The organism is Nonomuraea sp. NPDC049646, assembly GCF_044465525.1.
In the GTDB taxonomy this organism is placed as follows: Bacteria; Actinomycetota; Actinomycetes; order Streptosporangiales; family Streptosporangiaceae; genus Nonomuraea.
The window spans coordinates 740,008-757,214 of sequence record NZ_JBITLU010000002.1; the positions used below are offsets into that span (position 1 = coordinate 740,008).

The following is a 17,207-nucleotide window of genomic DNA, read 5'->3' on the forward strand; positions in this document are numbered from 1 at the left end:
CGCGGGACGCCGTCAGCACAGCGCCATGGCCGTCTGCCACAGGCTGGGCAGGGCGGCCAGCACGTGGTCGCCGCGGCGGCGCCGGTCGGCGAACGTCTCGGCGCCGAGGTCGGCCAGCAGCTCCTGGAAGCCCTCCTCGTACCCGCCCGGCGCGCCGGCGGCGGCGCGTTTGTCCAGGCAGCGCGCGTACGTGGCGACCAGCCAGAACACCGCCTCCCGGTGGAGCCCGGCGGCGACGAGCTCGCGGCTGCCGTCGATGGCCACCGGACGCGCCTGCGGCGAGATGTCGGAGGCGAAGCGATAGGAGGGCGCCTCCAGCCCGGCCGTCGCGTCGAAGACCGTCTCCAGGGCCGCCAGGTGCCGCTCCACCCGCTGCCGGGTCATCCGCGCGCAGCCCAGCAGTTCGAGCAGGTGCTCGTGCCAGTCGAGCCGGCCGTGCCCGGCCAGCAGCTCGCGCACGGCGGCGTACCGGCGGCGCACGGTCGGGTTGCGCAGCCCGGCGACCAGCAGGACGTGCGTGGTCACGCCGGTGCCGAACAGCCAGGACGCCACCTGCTCGGGGACGGGCGCGTTCTCGTCCATGGAGTTGATCCAGCCGCGCACCCGGTCCATCGCCTGCGTGCAGCGGGCGATGATCCAGGGCCGCTCGGCGAAGTCGCGGGCCACCAGGCGCTGGATCTCGCCGAGCCGCCCGGTCGGGTCGGCCAGCACGCCGGGCAGGTGGAAGCTGCCGGCCAGGTGGTAGTCGCTCAGCACCTCGTGGGTGGAGCCGATGCGGGCGATGCCGGAGACCTCCAGCAGGACGCCCTCGTAGCGGAACTTGCCGATCGCGGGCGGCGGGTCGGCGAGCACCATCACGTCCACGTCGGACGTGGGGCCCAGCTCCATGCCCGGGGCCGCCCACAGCGCGGACCCGGTCAGGAACGCCCCCTCGAACCCGGGCAGGCGGGCGCCCTCGTCGAGCACCCACTGCCGGGCGAGCTGCCTGGCCCGCTCAACCAGCATCCACGTCCTCCCGGTCAGGGCCGCGCCGCGCGCCCCTGATCAGGAGGAACGCGCCCAGCACGACGAGCACCGCCAGCCCGCCCCAGATCCAGCCGGGGACGCCCGTCGCGGCGGGCCGTTCCTCGACGGGCGAGGACGCCACTGCCGGTTGAGAACTAGATCCTTTCATGACGAACGGGATTTCGCCCTCGATCGGATGTCCGTCCGAGGACACGACACGCCAGGCGATCACGTACGAACCGGGCGCGGGCTGACGGGGCACGTCGGCGACCACCTTGGGCCCGTCGACGCGGGGCTTGCCGACCTCGACGGCCTTGCCCGCCGCGTCGTGCAGCACCACGAAGGGGAACTGGACGTGGGCGTTGAACTCCAGCTCGATCCGCTCGATCGCGGACACCTGCGCGTTCTTGGCCGGTGAGCTGCTCTTGAGCGTGTCGTGGGCGAGCGCCGCGGTGGACGGCAGCAGCGCCAGGAGGGCCGCGCAGACGAGTACGGCCAGGCGGAAGGGCCAGGAGGGTTTCATCGCAACTCCGGATGCGGACGGCCGGACCGGCGCGGGGGCGCCGTCCGGGCACGGAAGGTCAAGGATCGGACGAGGACGCGTCCTGAGCCGGACGCGGGACTTTCAGCGGAGGCGGAGCCGCCGGGGTGGTCCTCGCCGGGTGACCGTGCGGCAGGCGGTCCTGCCCATCGGAGTGGGGACGTCGGCGTACGCCGCAGGACGCCCGCCGGGGCGGCGCGGCCCGACCGGAACCTCGACCGGCCCGAGCGGCAGCGGGCCGAGGATCGCGGGCGGCGCGGCGGACAGGCGGATCATCAGCCACAGCGCGCGCTCGCCGCGGTGCAGCCACCACGCCGTCAGCGCGGCCACGGTGAGGTGGACCAGCGCCATGGCGGGCGCGGGATGGCCGTGCGCGGCGGCGGCGCCCGTGGCGGGCGCGAGGCGTTCGAAGAGCTGGTGCAGCACGAGCTGGGTGAGCGTGGTGGCGGCCAGGATCGCCGCGGGGCCGCGCTCGCGGCCGCTGATCGTGGCCGCGGCGGCGAGGGCGGCCAGCACCCCGAGCGCGCCGCCCCAGAGCGGGACGGCCCCGCCACCGGCCAGCAGGTGCCCCGTCGCGGACACGAAGCCGCAGACCGTCGCGAACACGACGGCCCGCGACAGACGCAGCCAGACTGACGCGGCGGTCACAGCCGCCATCCTTACACAACCGCCACACTTACCAGGCGGCGCGTTCGGCGTGTCCGTGCGGGGGCAGCGGATTCTGATGGACTTCGCCCGAGGCGATGGGCCGGATCTGGAACTGGTGGTCCGGCAGGAGCTGACCGACGCGGGTTTCAACGTCGAACCGGCCCTGCTGCCGGTCGACGGGGGGCTCACCGTCTGGCACGACCCGTCCCGCGGGGTGGTGATCGTCTGGGGGCCGGCCGGCACCGACACCGCGGCCCACCTGGTGAAGTACGCGACCATCCGCACCGCGGTCCTGCTCGCGCTGCGGATGGTCCTGGCCGGGGCCGGTCACGAGATCCGGGAGGATCACGAGGGCCTGGAGCTGGTGGTCACCTCCTGAGGGGCGCGCAGCGGCGCCCCGACGTCGTGCAGGTGCCGCATGGCCTGGGCCCACGACTCGACGAGCCCGCACTCGACGTACTCGACGCCGAGCTCGCGGCAGTACTCGCGCACGAGGGGCCGGGCGCGGCGCAGGTTGGCCGAGGGCATGCCGGGGAACAGGTGGTGCTCGATCTGGTAGTTGAGCCCGCCGAGCGCGACGTTCATGATCCGGCCGCCGCGCACGTTCCTGGAGGTCAGCACCTGGCGGCGGAGGAAGTCCAGGGAGTCCTCGGCGGTGAGCACCGGCATGCCCTTGTGGTTGGGCGCGAACGTGCAGCCCAGGTACACGCCGTAGCAGGCCTGGTGCACGGCGAGGAAGACGAGCGCCTTGCCCGGCGGCAGCACCGCGAACACCCCCGCCAGGTAGGCCAGGTTGTGCGCGACGAGCAGCAGCCCCTCGGTGCGTCCGCCCTTCACCCTGCGCAGCGCGCGGAAGCCGGCCACCTTCAGGTTCAGGCCCTCAAGGGTGAGCAGGGGGAAGAACAGGAACGCCTGCCACCTGCCGATGAAGCGCGGCAGCCCGCGGCTGGCCTCGGCCTGCCGCCGCGACCAGATGAGGATGTCGGGCGCGACGTCGGGGTCGTGGTCCTCGTGGTTGGGGTTGGCGTGGTGGCGGGTGTGCTTGTCCATCCACCAGCCGTAGCTGAGCCCGACGGTCAGGTTGCCCACCACCAGCCCGGCGATCCTGCTGCGCCGCCGCGACCGGAACACCTGGCCGTGCGCCAGGTCGTGGGCCAGCAGCGTGACCTGGGCGAAGGCGACGGCCAGCAGCGCCGCGACGCCGAGCTGCCACCAGGAGTCGCCGACCGCGGCGAACAGCGTCCACCCTCCGGCGAACAGGGCGGCCACCAGGCCGATCCTGATCGCGTAGTAGGCGGGCCGCCGCTCCATCAGCCCCGCCTGGGCGATGCGGCGCGACAGTTGCGCGAAGTCGCTCCCCCGGGGCGCGGCGCGAGGGGTTTCCACCACGGTCAAGGTTCTCTCCGATGCTGGTGAGGCGGGCGTGATCACTCCTCAGCATCGCGGCGGCGGCCTTCCGGCGGACCCCCGCTGTCACCCGTCCTGTTGGTGGGGCAGGCCCTACCATCGGCGGCCGCCGGCCGGGCCGCGCGGGTCAGCGGTAGTAGCCCTCCAGCGGCGCGCTGGCCTCGGCGTACAGGGCCGGGCCCTCCTGCGGGACGTGCGGCCAGCCGGGGCCGGTCTTGAGGCCGGCGAGCTGCTCGTTCGACAGGGCGTAGACCACGCGGCCGAGGCCGGAGCGTTCGATGGCGCCGGCGCACATGCCGCACGGCTGGCAGCTGGTGTACATGGTGGTGGCGGCCGCGGCCTCCGGGGTCAGCTCGCGGGCGGCCCAGCGGGCGAGCTTCAGCTCCGGGTGGGCGGAGATGTCGCGGTCGCCGAGTACCGTGTTGTGCTCCTCGGCCAGCACCTCGCCGCCGGGGCCGGCCAGCAGCGAGCCGAAGGGGGCCTCGCCGTTCGCGCGGGCGCGGGCGGCCAGCTCGATGGCCCGGCGCAGCAGGGTCTCGTCATCGGGGGTCATCGTCGTCCTCCTTGGACGGGTCGGGGGATTCGAGGTCGTGGGATTCGAGGTTCCAGTGGGCGGCCACGGCCGCGAGCGCGTGCCAGGCCGTCTGGGGGTGCAGCGTCTCGGCGGGGTCGCCGGCGAACGGGTCGAGCACGACGGTGTCGGCGCCCAGCCGCCGCAGCGCGTCGAGGTCGGCCAGGACCTGGTCGAGGGTGCCCTCCCCGGCGTGGCGGCCGGGGCCGGTGACCGGCTCGGCGGTCAGCCGCAGCAGGATGCGGGGCGCGAACGCGGGCACCGGGCGGCCGAGCTCGGCGGCGACGTCCGACAGCCGCCCGGCGGCCTCGCGCAGCCAGGGCAGGGTGTTGCGCAGGGGGTGCCAGGCCTGGCCCAGCCGTACGGCGCGGCGCAGGCCGGCCTCGCCGTTGCCGCCGACCCAGAACGGGATGGGCCCGGCGCGGTAGTCGTCCGTGGCGGACCAGGCGGCGCGCATGGCCAGCAGGTGGTCGTCGGTCAGCCGTCCGCGCCGCTCGAACGGCACACCGAGCGCGTCGAACTCCTGCCGCGCCCAGCCGATGCCCACGCCGAGCACCAGCCGGCCGCCGCTGAACCGGTCGAGGTTGGCCGCCATCCGGGCCGTCACCAGCGGATGCCGGTACGGCACGATGAGCACCGAGGTGCCGAGCCTGACCCGCGTGGTGATCCCGGCCAGCCAGGACAGCGTGGTGAACGGCTCGTAGAAGGGTCCCGGGTACTGCGCGGCGACGTCGGGCGTGATCGCGACGTGGTCGGAGATCATCAGCAGGTCGTAGCCGAGGCCCTCGACGGTCTGCGCCCATCGCCGCAGCGTGGCCGGGTCGGTGCCGGGCCCGAAGTTCGGTACGTTCACGCCGATTCTCATGACACCGAAGGCTATCCAGGCCGTCCCGCCGGGCTGAAGGCCGCGCTCACGGCGTAGGGCGGGGATCGCCGTGGATCTGCCGGTATATTCGCCGGATGGCCGAGGATCTCGACGACACCGACTGGGCGATCCTGGCGGAGCTCCAGCGGGAGGGCCGCCTGCCGCTGACCGAGCTGGGCCGCCGGGTCAACCTCAGCGCCTCGGCGACGACCGAGCGGGTCAGGCGGCTGGAGGCGCTGGGCGTCATCGCCGGCTACCGGGCGGAGGTCGATCTGGGCAAGGTCGGGTTCGGCGTGCTGGCCGTCGTGCGGCTGAAGTACCCCGGCAGCCGGCACGAGCCGCTGCGCCGCCTGCTCGGCGAGCGCCCGGAGATCCTCGAATGCCTGCGCACCACCGGCGAGGACTGCTACACGCTGAAGGTGGCGGCCGGCTCGATGCCCCACCTCGAACGCGTCATCGACGAGCTGGCCCGGTTCGGCAGCACCACGACCAGCATCGTCTACAGCCAGACCCTGCCCTACCGGGGCCCGGCCGCCCCGCCCGCACGGCTCTGAGGCGGGCGCGCCGGGGCCTCCCGGAGGGCGGCGGGGTCAGATCGGCTGCAACGCCGGAGCGGTGCGCGGCGCGGCCTCGTCGCCGTAGATGTGCAGGTCGGCGCGGAAGGCCCGCAGGTACGCCCGGCGGTCGTGGAACGTGGCGGCCAGGGCGTCGCCGTAGTCGATGAGCTGCCGGTGGGCCTGCCGGCGCGGCTCGTAGCGGGCCTGGAGCAGCTTGTCCAGCAGCGGCAGGTCGCCGCCGGCCGCGGAGATGACGTCGGCCAGGATCTCGGCGTCGTACAGGGTGTAGCTCATGCCCATGCCGGTCATGGGGTGGCAGGCGAAGGCCGCCGAGCCGAGCAGCGCGGCATTGCCCCTGTGGTACGCCTCCACCCGCAGCGACGAGACCCTGATCGGCTGCCAGGCGGCCGCCTGCAGGGAGGCGAAGGCGTCGGTGCTGTCGGTGACGAAGCCCTTCAGCAGGTCGGGCAGGCCGGCGGCGCCCCGGCCGAAGACCTCGTCGTCCTGCTCGGGGGGCAGGCCGACGAACACTCTGGCCTGGTCCTTGTCGAGCGGGTAGAGGTAGGCGAGCCAGCCGCCGGAGCTGAAGTAGAGCCGGTTGAGCCGGGCCACGCTGGCGCTCAGCGGCACGGTGGCCACCCGCATCAGCAGCCGGTCGTAGGGCATGGTGACCTGGTCGATGTCGAGCGCCCGGCGGACGGCCGACCTGGTGCCGTCGGCGCCCACGACCACGTCGGCGCGCAGCCGGCTGCCGTCGGACAGCGTCAGCAGCTCGATGCGGTCGCCGTCGCGCTCGACGTGCTCGATGGCGGCGTCGAAGCAGAACTCGACGCCCTCCATCGCGCAGCAGGCGTAGATGAGCTCGACCAGCTCGCGGTAGGGGCGGATGAGGAAGCCCCCGTCGGGGAAGCGGCACTCCCTGATCGGCTCGCCGTCGTGGTAGTAGCGGATGAGGTCGCGCCGCAGGCCGTGGCGCTCGACGAGCTCGGCCAGCCCGTGGCGGGCCAGCACCCGCAGGCCGGGGGGCTTGAGGAAGTCGGCGCCCGCGCTGGGGATCGAAGGTCCCTGCTCGATGACGACGACGCGCTGCCCGCGGCGGCGCAGCAGCAGTGCGAGGAAACAGCCGCCGAGCCCGGCGCCGACGATGGCCACGTCGCACGAGGTGGTTGCCATGACGAGAGCCCTTCTTGAGGTTGAACTAGACGTGCGTGGTTCCGTAGGTCTCCGAGCTCTCTGCCGCCCGGGGCCTCGGGATGTGATCCCTGGGGGTCGTGCGGGTCTCGACAGGCAGCAGCGCGTCGGCCTCCGCCGCGACGGTGGCGAGGGTCATGCGCAGCTCCAGCAGCAGCCGGCGCGGCACCTTGATCATGTCGTCGCCCGGGTCGGTCCGCAGCCGGGTGATCTTGGTCAGTGCGATGGCCCCGATGAACACCGAGATGGCCACGCACATGGCGAGCGCGCCGGCCAGCCCGGCCAGCGGGCCGGTCAGGATGAACGGGTGGTCGATGACGAGGGACACCACGGCGATGCCGACGGCCCCGCCGACCATGCGCGCCATGGTGGCCGCGCCGACGGCGGAGGCGTACTGGCTGGGGCGGGCGGCCAGGGTGGTGGCCACGGAGGTGCCCGGCGCCAGCGCGCCGACGCCCATGCCGACCACGACGCTGGCGATCAGGCCCCACACCGTCGGCCCTGACTGGGTCAGCACGAGCACGCACGCGCCGCCGCAGAGCAGGGAGCCGGCGTAGATCAGGCCGTACGCGCCGATGTGCTTGAGCAGCTTGCCGGCCAGGTAGCTGGTGACGACGACGGCCACGGAGGTGGGCGTCAGCCACATCGCCACCTCCAGCATGGGGTAGCCGAGGTGGAGCAGGTACAGCGGCTGCACGGTGAGCAGCCCGTAGGACAGGGCGCCGAAGAACCAGGTGGCCAGCCAGCCCCAGACGAACTTGCGCTGCCGCCACAACGCCAGGTCGATGGCGGGCAGGCGGTGGTGCCTGGCCTGGGCCAGCGCGCCGCCGAGCAGCGCCAGGGCCGCGACGGCCAGCCACACGACGTCCATGCCCCAGGCCATGGCCTTGGAGATGGCCAGCACGATCACCGCGATCCCGGCGGCCAGCAGCCAGGCGCCGAGCACGTCCGGCACGCCCTTGGCCGCGGTACGCCTGCCGGACGGAAGCGCGGCGCAGGCGATCAGCAGCGCGACGCCGATGACGACGTCGGGGACGAACAGGGCGCGCCAGTCGACGGTGGCGGCCAGCCAGCCGCCCCCGGCCTGCATGAGCAGGCAGCCGAGCCCGGAGGCCGAGCTCCACAGCGCGATCGCGCCCCGGCGCTGGGACTCGGGCAGCTCGCCGAGCAGCAGCCCGAGGCTGGCCGGGATCATCGCCGCCGCGCCCGCGCCCTGCACCGCCCGCGCGGCCAGCACGAACGACCAGGACGACGCGGCCACGGTGGCGATCCCGCCGGCCACGAAGACCACCAGCCCGAACGCCAGCACCCGGCGGCGGCCGAACAGGTCGGCCCAGCGGCCGGCCGTGGCCAGCAGCGCGGCGATGGGGATGAAGGCGGCGCTGGTCAGCCAGACCAGGTCGCCCAGCGGCATGCCGGCGCCCGCCGGGGTGTAACGCAGCACGCCGACGGCCAGGGTGGTGGCCGTGGTGTCGGCCATCACGGTCAGCATCACGCCCGCGCCGACCAGCCGCAGCATCACGGCGTGACGGCGGGTCACGCCGGTACCTCTGACGGCCACTGGTGTCTCACGCACTCGGTCCTCCTCGCAAGAAAGCCTCAGGTTCCCCGCCGGCCGGCACACTGCGGTGGGTGCGACCGGCGCGGGGCGGTTCGGGGGGTCAGGCGCCGTAGCGGCCGGGAGAGAGCAGGCCGTCCGGGTCGAGAGCGGTCTTGAGCCGGTGGAGCATGCCGAGGCTGGCGGTGCTGGTCTCGGACCAGACGTCGGCGGCGGCGTGGTCGATGTCGGAGCGGTAGATGGCGCAGCCGTTGTCGCGCAGCAGGCAGCTCGCGTCGTTGCGCAGCTGGTGGGCGCGGCGGGCGGCGTCGGCGTCGGCCCGGTCGAAGAAGATCTGGATGACGGCGTTGGCCATGTGCGGGCTGACCAGGTTCCACTCCACCATCAGGGCGATGCCGTGGGCGTCGACCGCGGTCTGGAGGGCGTCGAGGATGAGCTCGGTCTTCCTGGCGTGCAGCGGCATCAGCGGCAGCAGCACGAGGAAGCCCATGCCGCCGGCGTCGATCTGCTCGCAGGAGGTGACGCCGAGCGCGTTGCGCACGCCCTGGCAGGTCGGGATGCCCTGGGCGGTGAGGGCCCTGGTGTAGAGCGGGTCGTCGGGGCCGACCTCGGCGGCGTCGAGCACGCGCAGCGTCTCGCCGCCCTCGACCTCGATGAGCGCCTTGCGCAGCATCTCCTCGGCCAGTTCGACGGTGGCGCCGGTGCCGAGCAGCGGCCCGAGGACGGTGAACTTGCCGGTGTCCACGCCCGCCGGCAGCAGCCAGCCGTCGTCGCGGCCGGGCGCGAGGGCCAGCTCGCGCAGCCGCATGAGCCCGCCGGCGGGGTTGCCGCGGCGCAGGAACCCGGTCATCGCGCCGATCGCGGCGCCGACCTGGTCGCGCCGGATGCGCGCGTGCACGAGCCCGATCGTCTCCGGGCGCGGCACCAGCGAGACGGCCATGGCGGTGACGACGCCCACGTTGTGCTGGACGAACGCGGCCGTCAGGTCGGGCCCGGCGACCCGGCCGTGGTAGACGCCGGTGGGGTCGAGCCCGCCGGTGGTGATCACGCTGCCGTCGGCGAGCACGGCCTCGATCCCGGCCACGTCGTGGACCCGGGAGCGGAAGCAGCCGTCGCCGCGTTCGAGGGCGTTGCCGATGACGGAGGTGTCGGCGCAGGAGGCGGTGACGTTGAGCATCCACGGCGTGTCCCGCAGCGCCTCGGCGAGCTGGGCCTGGGTCACGCCGGGCTCGATGACGGCGTAGCCGGCCTCCAGGTCGAGGGTGCGGATGCGGTTCATCTGGCTGAGGTCGACGACGACGTTGTCCTCGGTGACCGGCAGCGCGGAGCCCATGCCCCAGTTCCTGCCGGTGCTGACCGGGTAGAGGCGGCTCTTGCTCACCATGGCCCGGCGGACGAGGGCGCGTACCTCGTCCAGGGTGTGCGGGGTCTCGGTGCCCGCCAGCGAACGCGGTCGGTGGGCGCCCACGTCACGCGGCCGCAGATCCACTCGCGATAGTCCCTGCATGGCTCTCCTCGGGGGATGCGATATCACGTCAGGCGGTGTGCTGGAGGAGGTCGTCGATGGAGCCGATGGCCTGGGTGGACATCTCCCTGATCTCACGCAGCCGCTGCTCGGTGAACGCCTCGTAGGGCGCGGGCGGGACGGCGGCGGGGGCGGGGAAGTCGAGTGAGCCGCGCGGCGCGGCCTGTGCGGGCACGTCGTGCGGGCCGTAGGGGTGGCGGCGGGCGCGGGTGCGTCCGGTGTCGGACGACTCGTGCCGGACGAGCGCGGGCAGATGCGGTGGGGTTCGCATGACGGGAGCTCTCCTACAGGGTTCGTACGGGTTGTGCGTGCTGCCGCCCGTGGAGCGGCACGTGGGTCGTCACGTGCTCTCCTGGTGGCCGGAGCGGGGGATGACGGCCGTGGGGGTCGCCCTCGGCACGCCGTGGTTGATGACGCTGGCGGCGATCCGGCGCTCGGTCAGCCCCATGTGCGGACGGGGCGTGCCGGCCGGACGCACGGCGGCCGTGCCGCGGATGATCGAGCTGGCGTGCACCCACCGGCGGGTCTCGGCCAGCACCTCGCGCTGCGCCCTGGGCAGGTCGCCGTGGGCGGCGTAGTGCTCGCAGACGGACCACGCGAGGGCGCGGGCCATGATCAGGTGCTCTTCGCAGGCCGCGGCCACCTTCGACTCCAGCCCGACCACCTGGGCCAGGAGCAGTTGCAGGTGGGCCAGGCCGGAGCTGCGGTCGAACCCGTCGAGCTCGGCAAGCCGGGCCGGCCAGCGCAGCCGCCGCTCGACGGCGGCGCGGGTGGCGGCGGCGACGTCGGCCGCGGTGCGGCCCCGCGGGTCCTCGCCCTCCAGTTGCACGGCCCGCTGCGCGGTGTGCTCGAAGTCCGACAGCCGCTTGAGGCCGCTCTGCAGCAGCCTGATGCGGTTGTGCAGGCAGGCGGCGCTCCAGCCGAGCACCAGCAGCCGGTCGCTGTCGGCCTCGCAGTGCCAGCCGACGAGGCTGACCTCGCGGGCCATGCGGTGGTGGAGCACCCATGACTCGCGCGGGTCGACGTGTACGGGGGCGTCGATCCACACCTGCAGGCCGCCGGGGGGCAGCTCGCCGACGCCGACCTCGACCCCTTCGGGGGCCACCCTGGCGCAGATGCGCTGGACGACCTTCTGCTGCGCCGCCGTCTCCGGCGCCACCGGCGCCGGGTCCGCCGCCCAGACCGGCGGCACGCGCTCGGGGGCGACTCGCGCCCTGGGCTCGATGCTCATCTGAGGCCACCTCCAGACCCGAAGGTCCCTCCTACGTAAATTGACACTTAATCCTGCAGCTCTGATCCTCGGGTCGCGGCCCGTTGCTGTCAACTGACACTTAACGAATACCTATCGGATCCACGGTTGGCAACCCTGGGACGCAGGTGAAACAAGGGGCCGGAGGGGGCAGAGACAAGGCATGGCCTCGCCCGTCGCGAGGCGGCCGCCCGCGGGCGGCCACGAGAGGAAGGAGTCCCCGGTGGCGATGCCCAGAGCCGCGCTGGCGGCGGTGTTCCTGGCCGCCGGGCTGCCCGCGGCCCACGGGGTCACGCACGCCGGCGAGACGTTCTGCCGTCTTCCGGAGTTCACCGGCAAGTCGGTTCCGGAGGGGCCTTACCTGATCGACACTGATGTCTCACCGCGGTGGATTTACCCGTACCCGACGCCCGCCGAGCGCGAGCCGTCCTCGGAGCAGCGGCTCGACTTCGCCGGGTTCCCGAGCGTGGCGGCGCTGGACACGGTGGGCCGCGACGGCGCCCCGGTCAGGAAGCTCCTGGTCACCTACGCCACCAACGTGGACAAGGTCGTCACCCTCTCCAGCGAGTCGGCGACCTCCGACGACGGCGGCGTCACGTTCGGCCCGAGCAACCGCACGCCGCTGCGCGAGGCGCCGATCGAGCTGCGCGACGGCCGGCTGCTGGCCCTGGAGTACTACCTGCGGCGCTCCGGGCCGGGCACCGCCAAGCTGGGCGTGCTGTCCTCCGCCTCCGCCTCCGACGAAGGCTGGGTGCGCTGGGAGGCCACGGTCTCCTCGCCGGACGCCGGCGCCTCCGGCGGGGCCGCGCACGGCCTGCCGATCCAGCTCGCCGACGGCACCATCCTGTTCACGGCCTACATCCGCCAGGGCGACACCGAGTCCTACCAGCCGGAGGTGTTCGCCAGCGACGACGGCGGCCGCACCTTCGCCAGGCGCGGCGTGATCGCCCCTCCCCAAGGGCCGTTCGTCTACAACGAGACCGCGCTCGCCCAGACGCTCGACGGCTCCCTGCTGGCGGTCATGCGCAGGGACGGCGAGCCGCCCTCCACGCTGCACCAGAGCCGCTCGTCCGACGGCGGCCGCACCTGGTCGCCGGTCCGGCCGGTGCGCATCGACGGCCAGGACTGCCTGGTGCGCGGCGTGGCGCCGCGGCTGCTGCTGATGCAGGACGGCGTGCTCGTGCTCAGCGCCGGCCGTCCGCACAACTGGCTGGCGATCGCCCCCGACGGCATCGGCGAGGAGTGGCGGCAGCAGACGGTGACGTACCGCAACAGCGACGGCGTGCGGGACGTGCACGGCTCCTCGGGCTACACCGCCGTGGCCGCGGTCGGCCCGCACCGGCTGATCCAGGTGTTCGACAACTGCAAGCTGCCCGGCGTGCGCCCCGACGGGCTGCTCAACGAGACGGCCTGCCCGGCCCACGGCAAGTTCGAGAACGGCGGCTGGTACGCGATCAAGCGCCGCCTGTTCACCGTCACCGCCCCCGGCCCCGACCTGCTCGACCTGGCCGCCCTGTACCGCCGCGGCGCGCTCAAGGTGGAGACCGACATGCGCTGGACCCGCCCCGGCCGGCCGCGCACCGGCCCGGCGGGCGCCTTCGACGGCAGCACCGACTACTGGTCCGGCGCCGTCGCCGCCGGCCCCGGCCGGTACGTCCTGCACCTCGACCGGCCGTACGCGATCAACCGGATCGGGCTCGCCCTGCGCCCGGGGCACGCGGCGGGGGCCCGCGTGTACGTCTCCGCCGACGGCCGCTCCTGGGGCGAGCCCGTCGTCACCGTCGAGGACCGGACCGACTACGCCATGCGCTACCACACGGTGGCCCGCACCGGCGCGCACGTCATGATCGTCACCGAGCCGACGGACGACTGCGACGCCGAGATCGGCGACTCCTGCAGCATGCTCAACGAGCTCGAACTCTACGGGCGGTAGCCCGGCCGGAATATCCGTGTTATCAGCCGGGCCGAAAACAGCGCGACCGCCACAGAATGTGACGCCCGACCCGGCGGGCTTTTCCTGACCGGAGTTTTTCCCGTCGGGCGGAAACGCGCGGCTCGGTTACTGTGACTTCCGTTCCGCTCTGCCCGCCTTCCGGCCTGCCGCGGTGACGAACGGCCGGACCGATGTTCCGGAGAGCCGATAAATTGCCGCCCCATTTCCCCGGCGCCGAGGCGTCGCCGTGCGCCTGATCCCCTCCCGTCCCTTCGACAGCGCCGTCGTGTGCGGCGTGACGGGCACCGTCGCGCTGCTGTGCGCCGCCGAGGCGGCCGGCCGCCTCGGGCTGGTCTCCCAGCTCGAACTGCCGCTCGCCTCGGCGGTCCTGGCCACCGCCGCCGGGCTCGCCGCCGACCCCGCCTTCCTTGCCGACGTGCTGGCCACCTGCGGCGCGTGGGCGCTCGGCCTGGCGACCGCCGTGGCGGTGGCCGTGCCCGCCGGGCTGCTGCTGGGCAGCCTGCCCCCGGTCGAGCGGGCCCTGCGTCCCGTGCTGGAGTTCCTGCGGCCCATCCCGTCGGTGGCGCTCATCCCCCTGGCCGCGTTCGTCTTCACCGGCCGCCTGGAGACGGAGGTCGCGATGATCGTCTACGCCGCGACCTGGCCCGTCCTGCTCAACACCATGTACGGGCTGCGCGAGGTCGACCCGCTGGCCAAGGAGACGCTGCGGGCCTTCGGCTTCGGCCCGCCGGCCGTCCTGTGGCGGGTCAGCCTGCCGAGCGCGGCCCCCTTCGTGGCGACCGGCGTGCGGGTGGCCGCGGCCATCGCCCTGATCCTGGCCGTCAGCACCGAGCTGCTGGCCGGCGCCGACGGCATCGGCCACTTCATCATCGTGGCCGAGAGCAGCCCGGACGGCCTGCGGCTGACCATCGCCGCCACCCTGTGGGCCGGCGCGCTCGGCCTGCTCACCAACGCCCTGCTCGCCCGCGTCATCCGGCGGCTGCTGCGCTGGCACACGACGCTGACGGGAGCGGCACGGTGATCGGATCCGTGGCGCGGGCGATCGGATCCGTGGCGCGGCTGTGGGCCGTGCCCGTCGTCGTGGCCGTCTGGGAGGTGGCCACCAGGGCGGCGGGCAACCCCTACTTCCCGCCGCCGTCCGCGATCGCGCTGCGCCTGGGCGAGCTGTGGGTCACCCGGACGGCCCTGGACGACCTCTCCCACAGCCTGGGCCGGCTGCTGACCGGCTGGGTGCTGGCCGGCGTGGCGGGCGTGGCGGCCGGGGTCGCCATGGGCCGCTCGCCGCTGCTGTCGCGGTTCCTGGACCCGGTGGTGCAGTTCTGCCGGGCGCTGCCGCCGCCCGCGCTGCTGCCCGTGTTCCTGGCGCTGTTCTCGACCGGCACGCTCATGCAGGTCGCGGCCATCGCGTGCGGCATCGTCTGGCCGGTGCTGGTCAACGCGGCCGACGGCGCCCGCAACGTGGACCGGCTGCACCTGGACACCGCGCGGGTCTTCCGGCTGTCTGCCGGGCAGCGCCTGCTGCGGGTCGTGCTGCCCGCGGCGGCCCCGAAGATCCTCGCCGGGCTGCGGCTCAGCCTGTCGCTGGCGCTGATCCTCATGGTGATCGCCGAGTTCTTCGCCACCGACGGCGTCGGCTTCCGGCTGCGCGCCGCCCAGCGCTCCTTCGACCTGCCGGGCATGTGGGCGGCCGTCACCGTGCTCGGGGTTCTGGGTTATCTGCTCAATCAGGTTTTTCTGGCGCTGGAACGCCGGCTGGTGGCGCATTATGGCGCGACCGAATAAAGCCGCCCGGGAATGCAGCAGATTCCCGGACGGCTGTTCCTTTTCCCCGGCACGCATTGTTCACGAACTCAACTCTCCGGGAGCGTTATTCATGCGTCTGTTACTCGCGGCGGTCGCCCTCGCCCTGGCGATGACCGGGTGCGGCGGGGCGGATCCCCGGCCGTCGTCCGGCGGGCCGGAGAAGGCCGTGCTGAACCTCGGCATGCTGGCCCTTCCCGAGGTCGCGCCCGTCCAGATCGCCATCGACAAGGGGTTCTTCGCGGCGGAGGGGCTGACCGTCAAGCCCGTCGTGATCCAGGGCGGGGCCGCCGCGATGCCCGACCTGATCAGCGGCAGGCTCGACGTCCTGCACAGCAACTACGTCTCGGCGATGCTGGCCGCCGCGCGCGGCGTGGGCCGGTTGAAGGTCGTCGGCGACGCCTACGCGGCCAAGCCCGGCAACTTCGTCCTCATGACGCGCAAGGACTCGCCCGTCACGAAGCTGGCCGACCTCAAGGGCAGGAAGGTCGGCGTCAACACCCTCGGCAACGTCGCCACCCTGGCCGTGAGCGCGCTGCTCAAGCCCGCCGGCGTGGCGCCCGCCGACATCACCTTCGTCGAGCGGCCCTTCCCGCAGATGGCCGGCGCCCTGGCCAACGGCGACGTGGACGCCGCCGTGCTGCCCGAGCCGTTCTGGCAGACCGCGGCCGCCACCAGCGGGGCCCGCAGCCTGTCGGACCTGTTCACCGGGGCGACCGCCGACTTCCCGATGGCGGGCTACCTGACCACCGAGGGCTTCGCGGCCGACAATCCGCGCACGGTGGCCGCCTTCCAGCGCGGCCTGCGCAAGGCGGTGGACCTGGCCATCGCCGACCCGGCCCAGGCCAAGGCGGCGCTGCTGACGTACACGAAGATCGACAAGGCGACGGCCGACCTGATGGCGCTGGGCGGCTACTCCACCACCGTCGACAAGGCGCGGTTGCAGCGCGTGGCCGACCTCATGCTGGAGTTCAAGGGCAACGGCTACCTGGAGGCGCCGTTCGACGTCTCGGCCCTGCTCCTTCCCGGCGGCTCCTCATGACGGGCCTCGCGGGACGGCGCCCGCGGCGGGTGGTCATCGCCGGGGCGGGCATCGCCGGGCTCACCGCCGCCCTCAGCCTGCACGCCGCCGGCATCACGGACGTGACCGTGCGCGAGGCCGTCAAGGACATCAGGCCGCTCGGCGTGGGCATCAACCTGCTGCCGCACGCCGTGCGCGAGCTGATCGAGCTCGGCCTGGGCGACCGCCTGGCCCGCGTCGGCGTCGAAACCGCCGACCTGACCTTCCTCACCCGGCGCGGGCAGCGCATCTGGACCGAGCCGCGCGGCCGGGCCGCGGGCCACGCCTGGCCGCAGTACTCGATCCACCGCGGCCGGCTGCAGCTCCTGCTCCTCGACGCCGTGCGCGAGCGGCTCGGCCCGGACGCCGTGGTGACCGGCTCCCCCGTCACCGGGCTCGACCACGACGCCGACCTGCTCGTGGGCGCCGACGGCATCCGCTCCGGCGTCCGGGCCGCGCTGTTCCCCGGCGAGGGCGAGCCGCTGTGGGGCGGTCACGTGCTGTGGCGCGGCACGTCGCGCGCCCGGCCGTTCCTGACCGGCCGATCCATGATCATGGCGGGCGACGGCGCCCAGAAGATCGTCATCTACCCGATCGCGCCGCCGGACCCCGACGGCACGCAGCTCGTCAACTGGGCCATCCAGCACCGGGCCCCCGAGACCGTCCCCCGGGGCGACTGGAACCGGGAGGTGGAGATCGGCAAGTTCCTGCACCACGTGGCCGACGTGCGCTCCGACGCCCTCGACATCCCCGGCCTCATCGCCTCGGCCGACAAGGCGTACGAGTACCCGCTGGTGGACCGTGACCCGCTGCCGTACTGGTCGTCGGGGACGGCGGCGGGCGCGGTGACGCTGATGGGCGACGCCGCGCACCCGATGTACCCGACCGGGTCAAACGGCGGGACGCAGGCCGTCATCGACGCCCGCGTGCTGGCCCACGCGCTGGCCACCGGCCAGGGCCTGGAGTTCTACGAGAGCCGGCGGCGGCCGGTGACGAACCGGATCGTGCTGGCCAACCGCGAGGACGGGCCCGAGGTCGTCCTGAGGCTGGCGCACGAACGCGCCCCCGACGGGTTCGCCGACATCGAGGAGGTCATCCCCCGGGACACGCTGGAGAAGATCGCGCTGCACTACAAGCAGCTCGCGGGCTTCGAGCCGGCCACCCTGAACGCCCGTCCGAGCTGGTCGGTCCCCCCGGACACCGGGCAGGGGCCTGTTCCGCTGAACACCGGCCGGGCCGAGAGCCCGCCCTGACCGCCGGACGCGTTCTGGAGATG

The 17,207-nt window shown here is 73.7% G+C and carries 18 protein-coding genes; 7 read left to right on the top strand and 11 right to left on the bottom strand.

The window, feature by feature from the left end:
• Nucleotides 1–12 precede the first annotated feature (12 nt).
• From ACIBQ8_RS08260 to ACIBQ8_RS08270, 3 genes are all read right to left on the bottom strand, one after another.
• Complete coding sequence (locus ACIBQ8_RS08260) at nucleotides 13–1,005, bottom strand: hypothetical protein (RefSeq protein WP_397191542.1); 993 nt, start codon at nucleotides 1,003–1,005, stop codon at nucleotides 13–15.
• On the bottom strand, nucleotides 995–1,528 hold the full coding sequence (locus ACIBQ8_RS08265) for a copper resistance protein CopC (RefSeq protein WP_397191543.1): 534 nt from the start codon (nucleotides 1,526–1,528) through the stop codon (nucleotides 995–997). Before ACIBQ8_RS08265 ends, ACIBQ8_RS08260 begins: the two co-directional genes overlap by 11 nt.
• Before the next feature lie 102 nt (nucleotides 1,529–1,630).
• On the bottom strand, nucleotides 1,631–2,194 hold the full coding sequence (locus ACIBQ8_RS08270; protein WP_397173766.1) for an MFS transporter: 564 nt from the start codon (nucleotides 2,192–2,194) through the stop codon (nucleotides 1,631–1,633).
• A 76-nt stretch (nucleotides 2,195–2,270) separates the two neighbouring features.
• Between ACIBQ8_RS08270 and ACIBQ8_RS08275 the strand changes: the two genes are divergently transcribed.
• Nucleotides 2,271–2,573 carry a hypothetical protein gene (locus ACIBQ8_RS08275; protein ID WP_397191544.1) on the top strand — a complete coding sequence of 101 codons (303 nt, stop codon included), beginning with the start codon at nucleotides 2,271–2,273 and terminating at the stop codon, nucleotides 2,571–2,573.
• On the opposite strand, the gene ACIBQ8_RS08280 is transcribed toward ACIBQ8_RS08275, so the two are convergent.
• The 3 genes from ACIBQ8_RS08280 to ACIBQ8_RS08290 form a co-directional block, all read right to left on the bottom strand.
• Nucleotides 2,540–3,505, bottom strand: coding sequence for a fatty acid desaturase family protein (locus ACIBQ8_RS08280; protein WP_397191634.1), 966 nt, complete (start codon nucleotides 3,503–3,505; stop codon nucleotides 2,540–2,542). The two genes, ACIBQ8_RS08275 and ACIBQ8_RS08280, sit on opposite strands and share 34 nt — an antisense overlap.
• Before the next feature lie 223 nt (nucleotides 3,506–3,728).
• On the bottom strand, nucleotides 3,729–4,154 hold the full coding sequence (locus ACIBQ8_RS08285) for a nucleoside deaminase (RefSeq protein WP_357976749.1): 426 nt from the start codon (nucleotides 4,152–4,154) through the stop codon (nucleotides 3,729–3,731).
• On the bottom strand, nucleotides 4,141–5,037 hold the full coding sequence (locus ACIBQ8_RS08290) for an LLM class flavin-dependent oxidoreductase (RefSeq protein ID WP_397191545.1): 897 nt from the start codon (nucleotides 5,035–5,037) through the stop codon (nucleotides 4,141–4,143). The genes ACIBQ8_RS08285 and ACIBQ8_RS08290 overlap by 14 nt, the downstream gene beginning before the upstream one ends.
• Nucleotides 5,038–5,132: 95 nt before the next feature.
• Between ACIBQ8_RS08290 and ACIBQ8_RS08295 the strand changes: the two genes are divergently transcribed.
• The gene (locus ACIBQ8_RS08295; protein WP_358286255.1) at nucleotides 5,133–5,591 is read left to right on the top strand and encodes an Lrp/AsnC family transcriptional regulator; all 459 of its coding nucleotides are present in this window, start codon (nucleotides 5,133–5,135) and stop codon (nucleotides 5,589–5,591) included.
• Nucleotides 5,592–5,627: 36 nt separating this feature from the next.
• On the opposite strand, the gene ACIBQ8_RS08300 is transcribed toward ACIBQ8_RS08295, so the two are convergent.
• From ACIBQ8_RS08300 to ACIBQ8_RS08320, 5 genes are all read right to left on the bottom strand, one after another.
• A complete protein-coding gene (locus ACIBQ8_RS08300; RefSeq protein WP_397173761.1) occupies nucleotides 5,628–6,767 on the bottom strand; it encodes an FAD-dependent oxidoreductase in 1,140 nt (379 codons plus the stop codon).
• 25 nt (nucleotides 6,768–6,792) lie between these two features.
• Complete coding sequence (locus ACIBQ8_RS08305) at nucleotides 6,793–8,361, bottom strand: MFS transporter (RefSeq protein WP_397191546.1); 1,569 nt, start codon at nucleotides 8,359–8,361, stop codon at nucleotides 6,793–6,795.
• Nucleotides 8,362–8,446: 85 nt separating this feature from the next.
• The gene (locus tag ACIBQ8_RS08310) at nucleotides 8,447–9,832 is read right to left on the bottom strand and encodes an FAD-binding oxidoreductase (RefSeq protein ID WP_397173757.1); all 1,386 of its coding nucleotides are present in this window, start codon (nucleotides 9,830–9,832) and stop codon (nucleotides 8,447–8,449) included.
• 46 nt (nucleotides 9,833–9,878) lie between these two features.
• Nucleotides 9,879–10,139: a hypothetical protein gene (locus ACIBQ8_RS08315; protein ID WP_364337588.1), complete on the bottom strand. Its 261-nt coding sequence runs from the start codon at nucleotides 10,137–10,139 to the stop codon at nucleotides 9,879–9,881.
• Nucleotides 10,140–10,208: 69 nt separating this feature from the next.
• On the bottom strand, nucleotides 10,209–11,099 hold the full coding sequence (locus ACIBQ8_RS08320) for a hypothetical protein (protein ID WP_397173754.1): 891 nt from the start codon (nucleotides 11,097–11,099) through the stop codon (nucleotides 10,209–10,211).
• Nucleotides 11,100–11,346: 247 nt separating this feature from the next.
• Here ACIBQ8_RS08320 and ACIBQ8_RS08325 point away from each other — a divergent pair, with 247 nt between their 5' ends.
• The 5 genes from ACIBQ8_RS08325 (at nucleotide 11,347) to ACIBQ8_RS08345 (ending at nucleotide 17,184) form a co-directional block, all read left to right on the top strand.
• Nucleotides 11,347–13,050, top strand: a complete 1,704-nt coding sequence (locus ACIBQ8_RS08325) for an exo-alpha-sialidase (RefSeq protein WP_397191635.1) — start codon at nucleotides 11,347–11,349, stop codon at nucleotides 13,048–13,050.
• Between the two features lie 247 nt (nucleotides 13,051–13,297).
• Nucleotides 13,298–14,092: an ABC transporter permease gene (locus ACIBQ8_RS08330; protein WP_397191547.1), complete on the top strand. Its 795-nt coding sequence runs from the start codon at nucleotides 13,298–13,300 to the stop codon at nucleotides 14,090–14,092.
• Entirely contained in the window at nucleotides 14,089–14,853 is a 765-nt protein-coding gene (locus ACIBQ8_RS08335) for an ABC transporter permease (RefSeq protein WP_397191548.1), read from the top strand. Before ACIBQ8_RS08330 ends, ACIBQ8_RS08335 begins: the two co-directional genes overlap by 4 nt.
• Before the next feature lie 91 nt (nucleotides 14,854–14,944).
• Complete coding sequence (locus tag ACIBQ8_RS08340; RefSeq protein ID WP_397173749.1) at nucleotides 14,945–15,913, top strand: ABC transporter substrate-binding protein; 969 nt, start codon at nucleotides 14,945–14,947, stop codon at nucleotides 15,911–15,913.
• Complete coding sequence (locus ACIBQ8_RS08345; protein ID WP_397173748.1) at nucleotides 15,910–17,184, top strand: flavin-dependent oxidoreductase; 1,275 nt, start codon at nucleotides 15,910–15,912, stop codon at nucleotides 17,182–17,184. Before ACIBQ8_RS08340 ends, ACIBQ8_RS08345 begins: the two co-directional genes overlap by 4 nt.
• Nucleotides 17,185–17,207: the final 23 nt, after the last annotated feature.

Bases quoted from the DNA above. Each gene is read 5' to 3' on its own strand.
- ACIBQ8_RS08295 (WP_358286255.1), top strand. From the start codon at position 5,133: ATGGCCGAGGATCTCGACGACACCGACTGGGCGATCCTGGCGGAGCTC.
- ACIBQ8_RS08285 (WP_357976749.1), bottom strand. From the start codon at position 4,154: ATGACCCCCGATGACGAGACCCTGCTGCGCCGGGCCATCGAGCTGGCC.
- ACIBQ8_RS08320 (WP_397173754.1), bottom strand. From the start codon at position 11,099: ATGAGCATCGAGCCCAGGGCGCGAGTCGCCCCCGAGCGCGTGCCGCCG.
- ACIBQ8_RS08340 (WP_397173749.1), top strand. From the start codon at position 14,945: ATGCGTCTGTTACTCGCGGCGGTCGCCCTCGCCCTGGCGATGACCGGG.
- ACIBQ8_RS08315 (WP_364337588.1), bottom strand. From the start codon at position 10,139: ATGCGAACCCCACCGCATCTGCCCGCGCTCGTCCGGCACGAGTCGTCC.
- ACIBQ8_RS08325 (WP_397191635.1), top strand. From the start codon at position 11,347: ATGCCCAGAGCCGCGCTGGCGGCGGTGTTCCTGGCCGCCGGGCTGCCC.
- ACIBQ8_RS08275 (WP_397191544.1), top strand. From the start codon at position 2,271: ATGGACTTCGCCCGAGGCGATGGGCCGGATCTGGAACTGGTGGTCCGG.
- ACIBQ8_RS08345 (WP_397173748.1), top strand. From the start codon at position 15,910: ATGACGGGCCTCGCGGGACGGCGCCCGCGGCGGGTGGTCATCGCCGGG.
- ACIBQ8_RS08280 (WP_397191634.1), bottom strand. From the start codon at position 3,505: ATGGAGCGGCGGCCCGCCTACTACGCGATCAGGATCGGCCTGGTGGCC.
- ACIBQ8_RS08300 (WP_397173761.1), bottom strand. From the start codon at position 6,767: ATGGCAACCACCTCGTGCGACGTGGCCATCGTCGGCGCCGGGCTCGGC.
- ACIBQ8_RS08260 (WP_397191542.1), bottom strand. From the start codon at position 1,005: ATGCTGGTTGAGCGGGCCAGGCAGCTCGCCCGGCAGTGGGTGCTCGAC.
- ACIBQ8_RS08265 (WP_397191543.1), bottom strand. From the start codon at position 1,528: ATGAAACCCTCCTGGCCCTTCCGCCTGGCCGTACTCGTCTGCGCGGCC.
- ACIBQ8_RS08290 (WP_397191545.1), bottom strand. From the start codon at position 5,037: ATGAGAATCGGCGTGAACGTACCGAACTTCGGGCCCGGCACCGACCCG.